This window comes from Shewanella sp. SACH (assembly GCF_001887095.2).
Taxonomy (GTDB): Bacteria; Pseudomonadota; Gammaproteobacteria; order Enterobacterales; family Shewanellaceae; genus Shewanella; species Shewanella baltica.
This window is the reverse complement of sequence record NZ_MPDG02000001.1, coordinates 1,369,165-1,385,949: the sequence shown is the minus strand read 5'-3', so window position 1 is coordinate 1,385,949 and position 16,785 is coordinate 1,369,165. Positions and strand designations below refer to the sequence as shown.

Below are 16,785 nucleotides of genomic sequence, written 5' to 3'. Positions count from 1 at the left end.
ATCTATAGTTAGTGTAACTCTGTTGGAGAGATGATGACGACTAAACCTATCCTCGTAGCGCTTGATTACGATAACAAAAACCACGCTTTACAACTGATAGAAAAACTCGATCCCAACATGTGCCGCCTTAAAGTCGGCAAAGAAATGTTTACCCTGTTTGGCCCGCAACTGGTGAAAGATATCCATGATCGTGGCTTTGATTTGTTCCTCGATTTGAAATTTCACGATATTCCCAATACTGTCGCCAAAGCCGTGGCCGCTGCCGCAGAGCTGGGTGTATGGATGACGAACGTGCATGCCAGTGGTGGTTTAGCCATGATGGAAGCTGCCAAAAAGGCCTTGCTGCCATACGGCGACAAAGCGCCTATGCTGATCGCTGTGACGGTATTAACCTCCATGAGTGATGATGATCTTAAATTACTCGGCATCAATGTGCCTGCGTTTGAGCATGTGCAACGTTTAGCTAAGCTGACGCAGCAAGCTGGACTCGACGGCGTGGTGTGTTCAGCCCAAGAAGCAACAGCGTTAAAATCACTGTTAGGTAAGGACTTCAAACTCGTGACGCCGGGGATCCGCCCAGTTGGTAGTGATGCTGGCGATCAACACCGGGTGATGACGCCGCCTCAAGCGATAGCAGCGGGTTCAGATTACCTAGTGATTGGCCGTCCAATCACCAAAGCCGCCGATCCGTTAGCGGCATTGCAAGCGATTCACCAATCATTGGCATAGACGTTTCAATAGCCGTCTCAATCGCGGTTTGATCGTTGTTTAAATAAAAAAGCTTGGAATCGCTCGTTGGTATCCTTGATATGATTAATAATAATTGAAATAGTATCTTGAATGGCAGCATAGAATAATTAATCACACCCTGAGTGCATATCTCACAGTTCACGGAGAACGCCCATGTTTAATGCTACGATGTTTAACTATCAAGGTAAGAATGTTGTCGTTGTCGGTGGCACCAGTGGGATAAATCTCGCCATTGCAATTGCGTTCGCACAGGCTGGCGCCAATGTCGCAGTCGCGAGCCGCAGTCAAGAAAAAATCGATGCCGCGGTATTTCAGTTGCAACAGGCCAATCCTGACGGGATTCATCTGGGGGTGAGTTTTGATGTGCGCGATCTTAGCGCCCTTGAAGTCGGTTTTGATAAAATCGCTTCTGAGTTTGGTTTTATCGATGTGCTGATTAGCGGCGCGGCGGGGAATTTCCCTGCAAGCGCCGCAAAGCTTTCGGCTAATGGTTTTAAGTCGGTGATGGACATTGATTTGCTGGGCAGTTTTCAAGTGCTAAAGCAGGCTTATCCTTTGCTGCGTCGCCCCAATGGTAATATTATCCAGATTTCGGCGCCGCAGGCTTCGATTGCTATGCCCATGCAAGTACATGTGTGTGCCGCTAAAGCGGGCGTGGATATGCTGACGCGAACCTTAGCCTTAGAGTGGGGCTGTGAGGGGCTGAGAATTAATTCGATTATGCCAGGCCCCATAGCTAACACTGAAGGCTTTAATCGCCTTGCACCCAGCGCCGCATTACAGCAGAAGGTTGCCCAATCCGTTCCGCTAAAACGCAACGGCGCAGGTCAGGATATCGCCAATGCAGCGTTATTTTTAGGCTCTGAATTGGCGTCCTATATTACGGGAGTTGTGCTGCCTGTTGATGGCGGTTGGTCACTTGGCGGCGCCAGTATTGCAATGACAGAGCTTGGCGAACTGGCCGCAAAAATGTAGTTTGGTTTTAGATGTTTGATATTCAAAATCGAGAACTTTGATTTTATATAGATTAAGTAGGTAATGATCCATGGCTAATGCATTACAAGAGCAGCTACTCAAAGCAGGGCTTGCCAGTAAACAAAAGGTTCGCGACGTTAAGACCCAAAAACGCCGTGATAAAAAATCACGAATAGATGATGGCTCCAGTGCTTTTAAGCAAGAAGTGGCCGAGCAAAAACGTCTGCAGGCGCTAAAAGATAAAGCGCTGAACGAGCAACGTTTTGCAGAGGCATCAGAGCGTGGACAGGTGCGCGGTTTAATCACTGAGTTCACTAAGTCTGCGATTAAGATCCCAGCTTATGCTGAAGTGAAATTTAACTATACCCTTGATAATAAAATCTATTCTTTATACATAGATGAAAAACTGCAGGCAGAATTGCTCAAAGGGCAGTTAGGCATAGTACGTTACGAAGATAAGAGTTACTTAGTACCACATAAGTTAGCCGAGCGAGTGAAACTGCTGGTGCCGCAGTGGTGTGGTTATCTGTGGCAGCAGGATGAATCTAAAGCTGTGGTGGTTGAAGATGATCCCTATGCTGATTATGCGATCCCAGATGATTTAATGTGGTAATAAGCACAAGCTTGTGAACTAACGCTGCGACAATCCTGTGGTAAAGCTTCTAAAATAGAGACCCTTAAGTTCAAGCTTAAGGGTTTTTTTATGGGTTGAATTTATACTTTGCTCACGTACCTCCATATTATTCGCGGCTGTATTTGTAATGAGATTGTTTTCTACAGTGAACTGGTATAAATTAAAACAACTGTTTTAATTCTACGTTTAAGAGTCTACCAATGAACCCTTATCAAGCCCCGTTAACGGATATGCGTTTCCTACTGGAACAGGTATTTGATGCCCCAAACACTTGGGCACAATTGCCTGAGATTGCTGAAATGGTCGATATCGACACGGCCAATGCCATTCTTGAAGAAGCAGCCAAGATCAGCAGTGAGTTGATCCATCCGCTGAACCGGACTGGCGATGAGCAGGGCGTGTTACATCAAGATAATCAAGTGATTACTCCTGATGGCTACAAAGCCGTTTATGAACAGTATTCGCAGGGCGGTTGGATTGGCTTGTGTGGCGATCCTGAATTTGGTGGCATGGGCATGCCAAAGATGCTGGGGATCTTAGTCGACGAAATGGCTTACAGTGCCTGTAATGCATTTACGCTTTATGGCTCGTTAACTGCGGGTGCGGCTTTATGTATCAATGCCCACGGCAGCGAAGCATTAAAACAAGCTTATTTGCCTAAGTTATATTCCGGCGAATGGGCGGGTGCTATGGATATGACAGAGCCGCAAGCGGGTTCTGATCTGCGTAATATTCGTACTCGAGCTTTACCGCAGGATGATGGTAGTTATGCCATCACGGGCAGCAAGATTTTTATCACGGGTGGCGATCACGATTTAACTGAAAACGTCATCCACTTAGTGCTTGCCAAGCTACCGGATAGCAAAGGGATTTCACTCTTCCTTGTGCCTAAAATATCGGTAAATACCGATGGCAGCTTAGCGAATGCGAATGGTGTATCTGTGGGTTCCATCGAGCACAAGATGGGCCTTAAAGGTTCAGCAACGTGTGTGATGAACTTTGATAATGCCCAAGGTTTCTTGATTGGTGAACCCAATCGCGGTCTCGTGTGCATGTTCACTATGATGAACTACGAGCGCTTAGCGATTGGTATTCAAGGGCTGGGCAGTGCTCAGGCGGCGTATCAGATGGCAGCTGATTATGCTAAAGAGCGTAATCAAGGCGTTGCCGCTGGCGGCTCGCCGACGGGCAGTGAATCTGATCCTATTATCGTCCACGGCGATGTGCGCCGTATGTTGTTGACCATTCGAGCGATGACAGAAGCGGGCCGTGCTTTGTCTGTGTTTACTGGGCAACAGCTAGATTTGGCCAAATATGCTCAAGATGAAGTTAAAGCCAAAGCAGCGCGTTATGTGGGTTTATTAACGCCAGTCGCTAAAGCCTTTTTAACCGATCGAGGTCTTGATGCGACGATCATGGCGCAGCAAGTCTTTGGTGGACATGGTTATATTCGTGAAACGGGTATTGAGCAATTAGTTCGTGATACCCGTATCGCACAGATTTATGAAGGCACCAATGGCATTCAAGCCATCGATTTCCTCGGCCGTAAAGTCACGGGCGATAATCTTGCCGCATTAAACGAATTTGTCGCTGACTTGAAAGCACAAATGCGTGCATTTACTCACGTTGATGCGGTGAAAGTGGCCGCAGTATGCGCACGTTTAGATGCCTTGGTCATAGTCGCTGAGTCGATTAATGAGCACAAAGTCGCTCAGCCTGCGCTTATTAATGCTTGCGCGGTCGACTTTTTAGATGCCTTTGGTTATACCCTGTATGGTTTCTACTGGTTGGCTATGGTCGATAAAGTCGCTGATCATGAAGATAAAGCGTTCGCTGAGCAGAAAGCCTATTTAGCTAAGTTCTATTTTGATAAGTTACTGCCTAAAGCGGATTACCATATCGCTCAAGTCAGAGCCGGTGATGCGACCACTATGGCGATGCCTGCAGAGTTGTTTTAACAAGGCTGTGATGAATTCGTTTAAATAAAAACGAAATAAAAACGAAATAAAAACGAGAAAAGCACTGATGACTCAGTGCTTTTTTGTTTTATATCATGCTGTTTCTACTCGGCAGTATTTAATCTTGGACCGAGTGAGCAGCGGTACTAAGCGCTGCTGTGGTGGGTGATGGCACTTGCAGCACTGAAATCAATTGCTTGAGAAACTCGGCATTAAACGATGGTTTATGCTGATGTTTAAGCTCGGGACTCATGCCATTCTCAAGCACCACAAACAGGGTGTCACTGTGCTCAGGCAAACGGATAAACCCCGCTAAGTTAGACACGCCTTGCATCGAGCCTGTTTTAGCAAAAATTTGCTGTTTCAGCGGCGGCTTGTTGTAACCCATGCGATACCTTAAGGTGCCGCTTATTCCTGCTTGCGGCAGACTGGTCATTAACGGGCTAAAGCGGCTGTCCTTATGGATGAGTGCCAATACCGCCGCTAACTGCTGTGCATTGAGCAAGTTATAGCGTGACAGGCCTGAACCATCGACAATGTTAGCGTTACTCAGATCGACGCCTAACTCCGTTAAAATCCGCTGCATGGCTGCCGCGCCATTAGTAAAGCTACCTTGGGCATTGAAATAACTTTTGCCAAGCTGTTTAAACAGGCTATCAGCAATCAAATTATCCGACTTGAGCAGCATAGTATCGAGCAGTTCAGACAGAGGCGCCGAGCTATGGCTGGCAATCAATTTCGCCTTTTTGGGCAAGCTAGTGCCGAGCTTAACTTTACCCGCGAGTGACATCTCACCTTTGAGCAGCGAGGTGAGGTTATCTTGGGCAAATTTGAACGGATCGCTCACCGCAATCGCCAGCCCAATCGCTTCACCGCCCGGATAACAACCACGCAGATGATAGTTGTTTTGGCCTAGTCGCACCAAATCGAGCTGGCAAAATTCGCGACTCGCCTTGGGATCAAATACCGCATCGCTGCTGACTTTTACCCCATAACTCCCCGTGCGCAGGCTCACCTGTGAAGGTTTATTGGCCGTACTGGGGTTGAACTGACCATAGACGCAGTTCTGATTGATAATATAACTCGATACGGGCGCGGCAAAACAAATGCCTAAGTCATCCCAAACCCAACCAGGGGCCTGCATTTGCTCTTGTTTATCGCCGAGCAAATACAGATGTCCATCAATGCGATTAATGCCTTGTTTCACGAGACTGGCAAAAATGGCCTTGAGATCGGCTTGAGTGAACGTCGGATCGCCACTGAAACGCAGATAAGCGCTGCCGGCGATATGGCCCTTGCGTATTGGTGCGTCCGTCCATAATTCAGTGATATAACGAAAATCAGGCCCAAGCTGAGCCATGGCGCTCACAGCGGTGAGTAGCTTTTGCGTGCTGGCGGGAATAAACAGCGTCTCGGCCTGTTGGCTAAAGATCACTTGATTGTTAGACATGTCCATTGCCAGCAGTGCAATTTGCGAGTGACGAGGGCTGATTTTGCTGACCGCTTGGCTAAGCGAAGTGGTTCGGGTCTCTATCGCTCCTGCGTCGATTTGCTCAGCGCGGGCGATATTGTGGCTCGCCGCTAAGAGTAGGCTGGCATACAGAGTGGTTTTCAGTAACGTTTCCATGTTAGCGATTGGCCATTTTTATTAAGAACATCATGGGCCTTCTGGTTAAGTTCGATACAATGTGGGGCTAATCCTCACTGCTGCCGTCATCCTTTTCCATCAAGCGATATAAACGTAGGGTAACAAACAATACCAGTCCGATAAACAGTGGCAGGATCAGTAATCCCAACTGGGTTTTAAAATGGAAAATACCCCAAGCAAACAGCAGTGTCAGCGCTAACGTCAGCAAAATTTTTTTGTTCATGGTCTTCGTCTTTTATCGTGTTGGTTTCATCGCAAATAGGCGTTTTAGTTTACGCTAAATCACTGGGTTCGGGGTAAACGAAATAGGTTTGAAGATTATTTTGTGATTTGACCGACATTTTAGCGGATCTTCAGTAAAATCTGCGATGGTTTGTATGGGCTTGTCACGTTAAACATCACTTAATCCAGGAACTGTTCGATTAATATCGAACCGTTAATATTCACACTTTTACATTGCCCTTAACATGATATGTGTGCTGAAAAAACAGCCATTAAATGTGGTTGTAATCCTAGCCTAAAAGATGTGATTTTTAGCTAAATAGTGGCGCTACGGCAGGATTACATCGCGCGAGGTCAAATTACCAGCAATACCGCGAGGTTTAAGGAGGCTTTTGGGAGAAAAGTCTTGCCGAGACGAGGTGAAGTCGGTAATTTCTACCCCTTACGATTTTAGGTTCTTAGGTAACAACTAAACCATGCCACATATTAGTATGCGCGGCTTACCACAAGCGGTCGTTGCAGCGTTCAGCCAAACATTACTGCAGTCATTGGCGGATATATGTAAAGGTAATGCAGAGAGTTTCACGTTAGATTGGATCCCAAGCATCAGTTTTCGAAATGGAAAAATTGATCAACGCTTCGTCCAAGTTGAGTTACTCTGGTTCCCTAAGGACCCTGATATCCATCTTAAAGTAGAACAAACGATCAGGCAGGCAGTGACAGAGGCCTATCCAGAGTTAACACATATTGCTGTGATGTTTTTATCATTGAACCCCAGTGCTTCCTATCGGGGTGGTCAGCATGATTAAAGGAGGATGCCTTGCTAGATAAGCTTGGTGGAATAGCCGTTCAACCCGAGGCTTTAACGTGGTTGCTCACGCCATGCCGTTTCAAGGCAGAATTGCTCGCTCGTATCGCGAGCGCCAAGCACAGTATTTATATTGCGGCGCTGTATTTAGAAGATGACGAAGCTGGCCGTGAAGTATTACAAGCGTTGATGGATGCCAAAGCGGCAAATCCAGCGCTTGATGTTAAAGTATTAGTGGACTTTCACCGCGCAAGACGCGGCTTGATTGGCCATAAAGGCGATAGCGGTAACTATTTGATGTACCGCAGAGTGATGGCTGAAGCCGAACATCCCATCGATATCTTAGGTGTCCCCGTTAAGTCCCGTGAATTTATGGGCGTACTGCATCTTAAGGGCTTTATTATCGATGATGCGGTGATCTATAGCGGTGCCAGTCTCAATAATATCTATTTACAACAAAATGATAAGTATCGTTTCGACCGTTATCACTTGATTGAGTCGGCCGAATTAGCCCGCAGTATGCGCGCGATGATCCAGAAAAATATCATTGCTGATCCTGCTGTGTGTTCGTTAACCCAAGATGCTGAACAAGAAGTATTGCCGCCTAAGACGGACATGCGCAGCTTTAAGCTGAGATTGTCTGACGCTGAGTACCAGTTTAAGGAAACCCGTGATGGCAATCGCATCACGCCGCTACTTGGGCTAGGCCGCAAGAAAAACTTACTTAATAAAGTAGTTGTCGCCTTGGTGGAAGAGTCAAAAGACTCGCTGTTTATCTGCACGCCCTATTTTAATCCGCCGTATATTTTAGTGCGCGCCTTGGCTAAGCATTTGCGCAATGGCAAACGCATTGACATCGTTGTTGGCGACAAGACGGCTAACGATTTTTATATTCCACCTGAGCAGGATTTCTCAACCATAGGTGCCTTGCCCTATATGTATGAGCAATCATTGCGTAAGTTTGCTAAACGCCAACAGTGGGCGATTGATAATGGTCAGCTGAATATCCATCTGTGGAAACACGGCATCAACAGTTATCACCTCAAGGGCATCAGTGCTGACGGGAATAAGCATTTGATCACAGGCTCTAACCTGAATCCAAGAGCTTGGGCGCTGGATCTTGAGAATGGTTTGTTGATCCAAGATGAAATTGGCTGCTGGAAAGCCCAGTTTGAAGCAGAGCAGACGCATATTCTTGAGCACACGCAGCGGTTATATCACTACAGCCAAGTGGATACCTTGCAGAGTTATCCTGCGCCAGTGAAGAAGATCATGACCCGAATTCGTCGCCTTAAAGCCGACTTTTTACTGCGTCGTATTCTGTAACGCTGGGTTCTTTAGCACAACGAATTTGCCAATATTTCTGTTTAAGTACAGTTTTTTACCGATTTAAAAAGCCCACATCAATGTGGGCTTTTTTGTTAAATTGCGACAATAGATTTTGCTTAAGCTAAGAACGTTATCGCTTCAATTTTTCGGCATTAAATCTATGGTTTTAAATCTAGGATCTTAAATTTAGGACATTAAATCTGTGGCATCAAATTGTGGTGAGTGTCATTTTGATCTCTGGCGTAATACAAAGACAAAATCACTAACACCACCATGACAGCGCTTAATAAACCTATGCTCAACTGGCCGCCCATAGGCACTAAAGACATAGTCAATGCGGCAAGTCCGGCACCAAAATTTTGTAATCCTCCCAGTAATGCCCCCGCAATTCCTGCTTGACGTGGAAATGGCTCTAAAGCCGCCGAGGTCAGGGTAGGGAACAGCATACCGGCGCCACTGAAGAATAAAATCGATCCAACCAGTAAACTCCAACCGACGACTAAATTGAAAAGCCCCGGGAGCAACATGAATAAGGCGCCAGCACCGAGCAGCGCAACACCTTGATAAATAACTCTTCGTGGCTTATTTTGTCGACCTGCAATCAGCGCGCCCAATAAATAGCCTGGAATAGGCGCCACAAAATAACAACTGACCATGAAGGGCGTCAGTCCAAGATATTGGCTATAGAGAACGCCGGCAATGGCTTCAAACGCCGCAATACCCGCAAAGGTTGCGATCAATGAAAACAGATAAGCTCGAAATGCTCTATGGCGCAGGACATGACGATAGGATGCGATAACGGCTTGATGTTCCCGCTGCGCCTTAGGTAATGACTCTTTAAAGGCGAATATCAATAACAGCCAGACCACGGCACCGAATCCTGCTAACACCCAGTACACGGCTTGCCAGCCGAAGTAGGCCGCACTGGCGCTACCGATAAATGGTGCCAGTAAAGGTAAAAACACTACGGCCATAGAAACATAACTATTAAATTTAACCAGTCGGTCGCCAAAGTAATGATCGCGGGGAATGCTCCGGCATAATGCGCCCGCGCTAGCTGTGCCTAATCCTTGGATAAGGCTCGCCATAATCAGTTGGTTAAAGCTTGTGGCCTGAGCCGCAAACACTGCACCTATAATAAAAATTGCGATACCCACGACGAGTGGCATTTTGCGGCCAATGCGATCTGACACTGGGCCATACACAAATTGAAACATCCCGTAGGAGAGTAAGTAACAGGCCATCACTGCTTGCAGTTGACTGGCGTCCACATTGAGCCCGAGTGCAATTTGCGGAAGGGCAGGCACAAAAATCGTCTGCGCCATTTGGCCACAGGCGACTATAAAGACAATCATTAACAGTAAACTAGATTGACTCGCCGCTGGAGCGACATCGTGATGAATAGGAGAGTGTGGCGTGCCTGACATGATATTTCCGAAAAAGGTCACTTAAGGTATTTGCGCGCATCTTACTCCCTAAAAGCGTAACTTCAAGTGTCAATCATATTGATTTAATGAAATATTTTTTAATGCGACGCATAAGTTTTTCTCTTTATTTTTAGCTGTAAAGCTAAACTTACGTAGGGTTATTTGTGTGTTAACTAGGTCGAATAATTGCAAATGGATTAATACTCAGATTAACCCTGCACTGTCTATTTTATTACATGGGAGTTTGCTTAAAAATATTGGCTATTAAGAGATTGGAAGTAAGCAAGTGGATAAGGTGCCTAATACAAGCCACCCTAAAAAAATCACGCTAAAAATATGCATAAGGAACAAATAAGAAAGGAGATAGCAAATCGGCCTATCTCCCTTAATAGTCGCGACTAGCAAGATGCTATTTTTGTAGTTTTTCTATGCCCGTTAAAATCTGATACCCCACAGTCACCCGTGGCGGAACGGGATAATTTTTATTGCTTAACAATACTATGCCAAGCTTTTGCGCAGGAATAAATGCTGCATAAGCGGCAAAACCGCCGGTTGAGCCGGTTTTATTGATCCACACATTTTGCTGCGGCGCGAGGGGCGGCACTATGGGTTTAACTGGCGTACTGCCAAACACCACTTCCTGAGTATGGCCCATAAGTATTTTATCAAGATCAATAGGATAGGAGTAATGTTCCCAAATCATATCCTGGGTCATCATGCCCACATCAAAGTATCCCGTTTGGGTCTCATCGAGTGCCGTTTGCAGTGGCTTAGCTAGCGGGTGTATTTGCATATTGGCCTCCACAAAATGCAGCAGATCCGTGGCTGTGGTTTTAACGCCATAGGCTTCATCGGCTAATACGCCGGGATTAACCCGTACTGGCATGTCTTGCTTATTGTAGCCTTGGGCATAATCAGCCATTTTGCTGCTCGGAACCTGGATATAGCTGCTAGTCATACCCAATTGCGGAAAGATCGTCTGCTCAAGTGCTTGTTGAAACGTTTGATCTAAACTCTGTGCGGCAATCATGCCGAGCAGCCCAATGCTTGGATTGGCGTAATTCCTGTGCGTCCCTGGGGCAAATGACGGTTGCCAATGCTTAAGATAATCCATTAATTCTGCGTTATTCGTGACCTTGTCGGGCACTTGCATCGGCAGATCTCCCGCAGTGTGAGTCGCAAGATTTATGAGACTAATCTCGTCAAAATGGCTGTCTTTTAATGCAGGAACATAATCACTGGTCATATCCGTGAGTGATAACTTGTCTTCGATTTGTGCATAGTTAGCCAGTGTCGCGGTAAAGGTTTTACTGATAGAACCAATCTCGAACAGGGTATGTTCTGTCACACTTTGCCCTGTGGTTTTAGAACTGACCCCATATTGGTAAAAATACTGTTTACCCTCAATGGTGATGCCAATCACCGCACCGGGAATACCGTACTCGGCCATCAGTGGTTTGACTGCGGAATCAACAAGTGACTGGATGTCTTTGGAATTAAGCGTTTGGGCCGTAGTGACATTAGAAAAAAGCGTTGCAGTGAGCAGTACACCGCTTAATAACGGCATGGTAGCGAGCAGGGTATGTCGTTGCATAATTGACCTTTTATCGAAATTGCATTTATAGAGTAGAGATTGCACACGATATTACGGTAATTCCCCATTAAGTTAAGTCATTACTGATATTTAGCGTCAACTTACCCTCAGGAGGTAAGTAAAACGTTGGCTTTGCTAATCTAGTGTTAAATACTGCGTGATGACATGGAGTTTTGCATTACAGCTGTTGCGCTATTCGACGAGATTTCCTTAATTATAATGCAAAGTTGAGTCAGCAGCTTATACCATCAAACACCGACACTTATGCCTTTTATCCCGATAATGCATTGCGCGGATTGCGCCATTTACGGCCAAGGGATAAACTGCGCCACCGCGAGAGGAAAGTGCTGAATAACTTAGCCGCAACCCCTAATAAGTTTGAAAGAGAATTGGTTTTTATGGCTTTAGCCCCACATGCAGTGCACCATTTATATCAGTACCGTAAGTCTATTTCGACTAAGCCCTTTGGTGCCCGTGGTAAAAAACTGATCCGCTGTCCATTATGCCTATTAGGTGAGCAGTTCTGTACCTGTGCGCTGCGTCGTCAGTTACAAACTCAAGCCAGTTTCCTGCTGATCATGTACAACGATGAAGTGCTAAAACCAACTAACAGCGGGCGCTTGATTGCGGATCTTATCCCAGATACGCACGCCTATATTTGGTCACGCACAGAACCTGAAGCGGCATTGCTTGCTTTGCTCGATTCGCCGCAATATCAACCTTATTTAGTGTTTCCAGCCCAATATGCGGAGCAAGGACAAACAATACTGAACCAAGTGCCGATGTCGACATTAGCCGAAGGTAAACGGCCGCTACTGATCATGCTCGATGGCAGTTGGCGTGAAGCGATTAAAATGTTCCGTAAGAGTCCTTACTTGCATTCCTTGCCACTGCTTTCCTTCGATCCCGACACGCTGGCAACCTATGCATTGCGTAAAGGCAGCCATGACTTTCAACTTGGCACCGCCGAGGTGGCATCATTAGCATTAGGGGCGATAGGCGAAGCGGCTAATGGCAAAGCCTTAAGCACGTGGTTTGATTTATTTGTTGAATCATCATTACTGGGCCGTAATCGACGTTGCCGTGAAGATCTTCTGCCAATCACAGATTTTACCAATGCCTTTGAACTTGCCTTCGAACAAGCCAATAACGACAAGCGTTAATTAATCTTTGAAATGAATAGGTAATATAAAAATTTAAGTCAGCGACTAACTTAAATAAAAACTCCCCTCACTTGAGGGGAGTTTTATATAGGCTAAAGTTTGCTCTGGCAAGAAAGCATTATTTGCGCTTTAACTAAAGCAAATATATTCCTTAAATAACGTCTTAAACTGCAACTTCTTTACCATCTAATTTGCGAATAACCACAGTGGCGGCGCGAGGCCGTAATGTGATTCCGGCTGGTGTTTGTTCAGCGGCATTAGACGAATAAGGCCAGTTACCTGGGTGCTGAATGTTAGCAAATACCGAAGTGTAATCTGGGCTAATGGCAAAACCTGTCACTTCACAGTCGTTGGGGCCGACGAAGAAACGCTTTAATTCCATTTGATTATCGGCCGTTACGCCTACTTGTTTCTCTTGGCCATCCACCAGTGTTGAAGGCACGATCGCGAGCATCTGATCGTTGGTTTCTTCGGCAACTTCCTTTGCGCCATTGTCGGTTTGAACCCACAAGATACCGCGTTTATCAAAGGCTAACCCATCAGGGCTGGCAAATTGATTGAGATCGGTTAAGCCTGACAAGTTGGTCTCAGCATTGCCATCGCTGGGTGAGCCAAACACAAAAATATCCCATGTAAATTCAGTCGCTTTGTCGCCTTCATCCCAACGAATAATATGGCCGAAGTAGTTTTTCAATCTTGGGTTGGCAGGATTCGCTTCGGTACGTTTCGAGTTGTTGGTCAGGGTCAAATAAGCAGAACCTGTGAATGGATCGACCGCGCACCATTCAGGTCGGTCCATAGGTGTCGCGCCGACTAGATCCGCTGCGCCTGCTGTGTTCAAAATAATGTCGGCCAAAGTTGCGAAGCTATCGCTTAAGGTTTTGCCGTCTGTGGTTTGGCTATCTAACGTCAAAGGTAACCAAATACCGCCACCATTCTCATTGAATCTAGCCGCGTATAAAGTGCCTTCATCCATGTACTTATCGCCTGTTTGCAGGCGGTTGCTGCTGTCAGCATCCTTTGCATCCCAGGCCGCAGCCGAGACAAATTTATAGAGGTATTCGAATTGAGAATCGTGGCCAGAATAGAACACCACGGGCTTGCCTTCGGTCAATTTGCCAAAGGTACAACCTTCATGGCGGAAACGACCAAGTGCTGTACGTTTTACCGCGCGAGAGGTGGCGTTGTACGGGTCGATTTCCACAATATAACCGTGGCCGTTTGCTTCGTTACGGTAGTCATCCTGAGCACTTGCGCCCTTTGGCGTTACATCGAAACGCGCAAATTCATCGAGACGTTCTTCATCATGACCGGCAAGATCGTCCCAGCCATAACGTGTACTGGTTTTACTGATCCCGATGCGACTCTGATCGACGGTTAAGCTACCACGATTAGCAAAATAGCCTGGCCAATTTTCTTCACAGGTCAGGTAAGTGCCCCAAGGCGTGTAGCCATTACCACAGTTATTTAAGGTGCCGCGTGCTTGGCTGCCATCGGGAGAATAGCGGGTTTCGAGTAGCGAAGAGTAGGCCAGAGGACCGCTGATATCCATCACAGTCGCGCCAGTAAATCGACGGTTATGACCATCATTACTGACAACTTCCCATTGATTATTCATCAGTTTTATACGTACAACCGACACGCCATGGGCGTTAATTTCTTTGCGCACTTCATCGATAACAGTGCGAAGACCAGAAGTGGGGTCAAATGTCTGGCCCGTAGGATGCAAGGCATCTTCGTCAATGTATTCGTGGTTAATGCAGAGTAGACCGTCATCACCCGCATCATTTAATGGGAAGAAATGCATGCCATCGTGGTGCATGCCCACTGAGTTGGCTTGGTCATCGGCCGTGTTACTACCATCGTTTTTCCATGGCGCCGCTTTTGCGTTTAATGGCGTGCCCCAAGGTGCTAACACCTGCGCTGTGTAACCTTCTGGCACGACAACCGCATCTAAGCGAGAACCCGCAACCGATGTAAAGTTAAGCTTAGCGCTACTTTTAGTCGGTGGCACTGGCGTGACTGGATCGACAGGTTTAGGAACAGTTTCATTGTCTGAACCACAAGCGGTTAAGCCAACACTGGCAAAAGCAGTCATAGCGCTGAGGCCTAAGCCACTTTTTACGAAATTACGGCGAGATAAATGCTTATCCAACACTTGATTAAAGGGTTCATTATTACTTTTATTATAAAGTGTAGGATCAAAGGTGGCCTTACTCATATTTTACTCCGGCTAGTACGATGAATTAAATTTCGTGCCTAAGGCTAAAGTACCAATATGACAATAAAGCTGATTTTATATTACAGGAATAATTTACATACTAACCAAGCTTATATGTTTTAAGAATGTTAAATTGGATGTGATAAGTATTTTAGGTTAGAAATATATCAATCTTAAAATAACATTAATTAGATTTATTGCTCTAATTTGATGTTTTTAATATAACTTAAATTGTTAATTTATATAATTATCTAATGTGTTTCCATTAATACTTATTAGTTCTGTACATTAATGTCCTTTTAATGAAATCCTTTTCCTGCTTAGAATAATAAAGTGAAGTCTATTTCTCAGGTTAAAACGAAGGAGTTAATGCTTAACCTGTGATCGTCAAGTTTCAGTCTTTTGGTTTTAAATAATGACGAAGTGAGCGCGGATCGGTATGTCCGGTTCTGGCCATGATGTACAAGTGATCTTTATTATTTTCATGCAGTTGTGTTACGCAGCCACTGCGCAAACTGTGGGCACCATAAAATTTGGCGGGCAGTCCTGCTTTAGTACAATATTTTTTAATGATGCGATAAATATCATCGCCGGTAAGGAAACCACTATTTTTATTCAGTAATGAACTAGATCCGGAATGTCGGTCTTTCATTTGATACGGACGTAAATTTTTTCCATCACGGGAAAGCGATCTAAATAAATGTCCGTCTTCAATATTGGCTAACGATAACCAATTTTTCACGGCGTCGAGTGCTGCAAAGGGTTCATGGTCTGGCAGGTCTTTCCATTCCCGTTGGCCTTGCTGATTACTCTTCGAATAGGGCAGGCGCACTTTTAATTTGTTACGCAGAAAACTGACATACTGAACTTTTATATCTGCCAGTTCAGAACGACGAAACCCACCTTGTAATCCTAATTGAATAATCGCTTTGTCTCGCGCTCGGGTTAATGGCTGCACTTGCTCATCGATAGCTTGGATCAACATTTCCACTTCATCATACATAATGGGTTGCTGATCATAGTCACTTACATGGCGAGATTGATTTCTGCTCAAACCGCGCATTACTCTGATCACCAGAGGATGTTCGGTTGGCGAGTGAAATCCCGCTTGAATATGATGGTAGCGAATAGCTGCCAACCTTGTGGTTAATGTTTGCTTAGAAAGTTGAACGCCAGTGCTTTCTTGGATCAATTCTTTTTGATGACCAATAAATGAAATTACGCTTCGTGGATCTGCGGGCAGGGCCTGAAGTTGGTGCTCGGCACAATAACGGCTAAATACACTAAAGCTCGTATTATAAACACGGCGAGTGTTCACTGAAATCTCATATTCAGTTTCTTCGGCGGCGCTTAAATAATCACTTCGAACAGATTGTGGCAGGAAAGTCTCTTCAAAAAAACGTGTCTGTTCAGCACGGTTATTATGGTGATGACCTGATTCATTCGCTCTTTCATTCGATACATTGGTGTTATTTTGAGCATTACTATTTGTTCGGATCATTTTAGACATGCCGTAGAAGTCACTTGATATCGAATTAAGAAGGCGTAATTATACGCAAATTATAGCTATACCTACCAGTGATAATCGTCATTATCACTGGTAGAGTGCTTATTTGTTTAAATAATCATCTTTTATCAGAGGAGGGGGCATTAAATAACATTTAGCTGGATTATTTAGTTTAAAAAACAGCCAAGATAAACCTATTCTAACAATGGCGATTAATTAAGCGGATATAAAATTAAAGGCAATAATAGTATGAAATTCGTACTTCCCCTATGCGGTGATTTCTAACTTAGTTAGCCACAGAAGCAAAATCCTAAAGAATGGTTTAACCATTCTATTGGTTTGCATGAATGGCATGCCGCTAAACTTGGCTTGTGTGTCGGATGAAATTTAAGCTAATAACGACAACCGCTTATCTGATACTTGACGTGATATGCATTGAGCTATTTCTGCCAAAGGCAAATAAAAGCATAAGGGATCGATTCCCAGTCAATAAAATGGTTGAACCATATATTAATACTTGTCGATTTGTACTAGCATGAGGTCCCATTT

At 45.2% G+C, this 16,785-nt stretch carries 13 protein-coding genes; 7 read left to right on the top strand and 6 right to left on the bottom strand.

What is annotated here, in order from left to right; translation table 11 throughout:
• The first annotated feature begins 33 nt into the window (after positions 1–33).
• The 4 genes from pyrF (at position 34) to BM607_RS06015 (ending at position 4,317) form a co-directional block, all read left to right on the top strand.
• The gene (gene pyrF, locus BM607_RS06030; RefSeq protein ID WP_006081715.1) at positions 34–729 is read left to right on the top strand and encodes an orotidine-5'-phosphate decarboxylase; all 696 of its coding nucleotides are present in this window, start codon (positions 34–36) and stop codon (positions 727–729) included.
• Between the two features lie 174 nt (positions 730–903).
• Positions 904–1,725 carry an SDR family oxidoreductase gene (locus tag BM607_RS06025; RefSeq protein WP_071939468.1) on the top strand — a complete coding sequence of 274 codons (822 nt, stop codon included), beginning with the start codon at positions 904–906 and terminating at the stop codon, positions 1,723–1,725.
• A 70-nt stretch (positions 1,726–1,795) separates the two neighbouring features.
• Positions 1,796–2,338: a DUF2058 domain-containing protein gene (locus BM607_RS06020; protein ID WP_006081713.1), complete on the top strand. Its 543-nt coding sequence runs from the start codon at positions 1,796–1,798 to the stop codon at positions 2,336–2,338.
• Positions 2,339–2,559: 221 nt separating this feature from the next.
• Positions 2,560–4,317 carry an acyl-CoA dehydrogenase family protein gene (locus tag BM607_RS06015; protein ID WP_012089278.1) on the top strand — a complete coding sequence of 586 codons (1,758 nt, stop codon included), beginning with the start codon at positions 2,560–2,562 and terminating at the stop codon, positions 4,315–4,317.
• A 118-nt stretch (positions 4,318–4,435) separates the two neighbouring features.
• On the opposite strand, the gene dacB is transcribed toward BM607_RS06015, so the two are convergent.
• Positions 4,436–5,944: a D-alanyl-D-alanine carboxypeptidase/D-alanyl-D-alanine-endopeptidase gene (gene dacB, locus BM607_RS06010; RefSeq protein WP_071939469.1), complete on the bottom strand. Its 1,509-nt coding sequence runs from the start codon at positions 5,942–5,944 to the stop codon at positions 4,436–4,438.
• Positions 5,945–6,011: 67 nt separating this feature from the next.
• Entirely contained in the window at positions 6,012–6,188 is a 177-nt protein-coding gene (locus BM607_RS06005) for a hypothetical protein (protein WP_006081710.1), read from the bottom strand.
• 475 nt (positions 6,189–6,663) lie between these two features.
• Here BM607_RS06005 and BM607_RS06000 point away from each other — a divergent pair, with 475 nt between their 5' ends.
• A complete protein-coding gene (locus tag BM607_RS06000) occupies positions 6,664–6,996 on the top strand; it encodes a DUF1904 domain-containing protein (protein WP_006081709.1) in 333 nt (110 codons plus the stop codon).
• 11 nt (positions 6,997–7,007) lie between these two features.
• Entirely contained in the window at positions 7,008–8,321 is a 1,314-nt protein-coding gene (gene pssA, locus BM607_RS05995; protein WP_011846782.1) for a CDP-diacylglycerol--serine O-phosphatidyltransferase, read from the top strand.
• A gap of 197 nt (positions 8,322–8,518) precedes the next feature.
• Here pssA and emrD read toward each other — a convergent pair whose 3' ends face one another.
• Positions 8,519–9,751: a multidrug efflux MFS transporter EmrD gene (emrD, locus tag BM607_RS05990; RefSeq protein ID WP_071939470.1), complete on the bottom strand. Its 1,233-nt coding sequence runs from the start codon at positions 9,749–9,751 to the stop codon at positions 8,519–8,521.
• A 409-nt stretch (positions 9,752–10,160) separates the two neighbouring features.
• Complete coding sequence (ampC, locus tag BM607_RS05985; RefSeq protein ID WP_071939471.1) at positions 10,161–11,345, bottom strand: class C beta-lactamase; 1,185 nt, start codon at positions 11,343–11,345, stop codon at positions 10,161–10,163.
• Positions 11,346–11,743: 398 nt separating this feature from the next.
• On the opposite strand from ampC, the gene BM607_RS05980 reads away from it, so the two are divergent.
• Positions 11,744–12,508: a tRNA-uridine aminocarboxypropyltransferase gene (locus BM607_RS05980; protein WP_071939510.1), complete on the top strand. Its 765-nt coding sequence runs from the start codon at positions 11,744–11,746 to the stop codon at positions 12,506–12,508.
• A gap of 163 nt (positions 12,509–12,671) precedes the next feature.
• On the opposite strand, the gene BM607_RS05975 is transcribed toward BM607_RS05980, so the two are convergent.
• Together BM607_RS05975 and BM607_RS05970 are read right to left on the bottom strand one after the other, a co-directional pair.
• The gene (locus BM607_RS05975; RefSeq protein WP_071939472.1) at positions 12,672–14,729 is read right to left on the bottom strand and encodes a PhoX family phosphatase; all 2,058 of its coding nucleotides are present in this window, start codon (positions 14,727–14,729) and stop codon (positions 12,672–12,674) included.
• A gap of 394 nt (positions 14,730–15,123) precedes the next feature.
• The gene (locus BM607_RS05970; protein ID WP_071939473.1) at positions 15,124–16,239 is read right to left on the bottom strand and encodes a tyrosine-type recombinase/integrase; all 1,116 of its coding nucleotides are present in this window, start codon (positions 16,237–16,239) and stop codon (positions 15,124–15,126) included.
• Between the last annotated feature and the right edge of the window lie 546 nt (positions 16,240–16,785).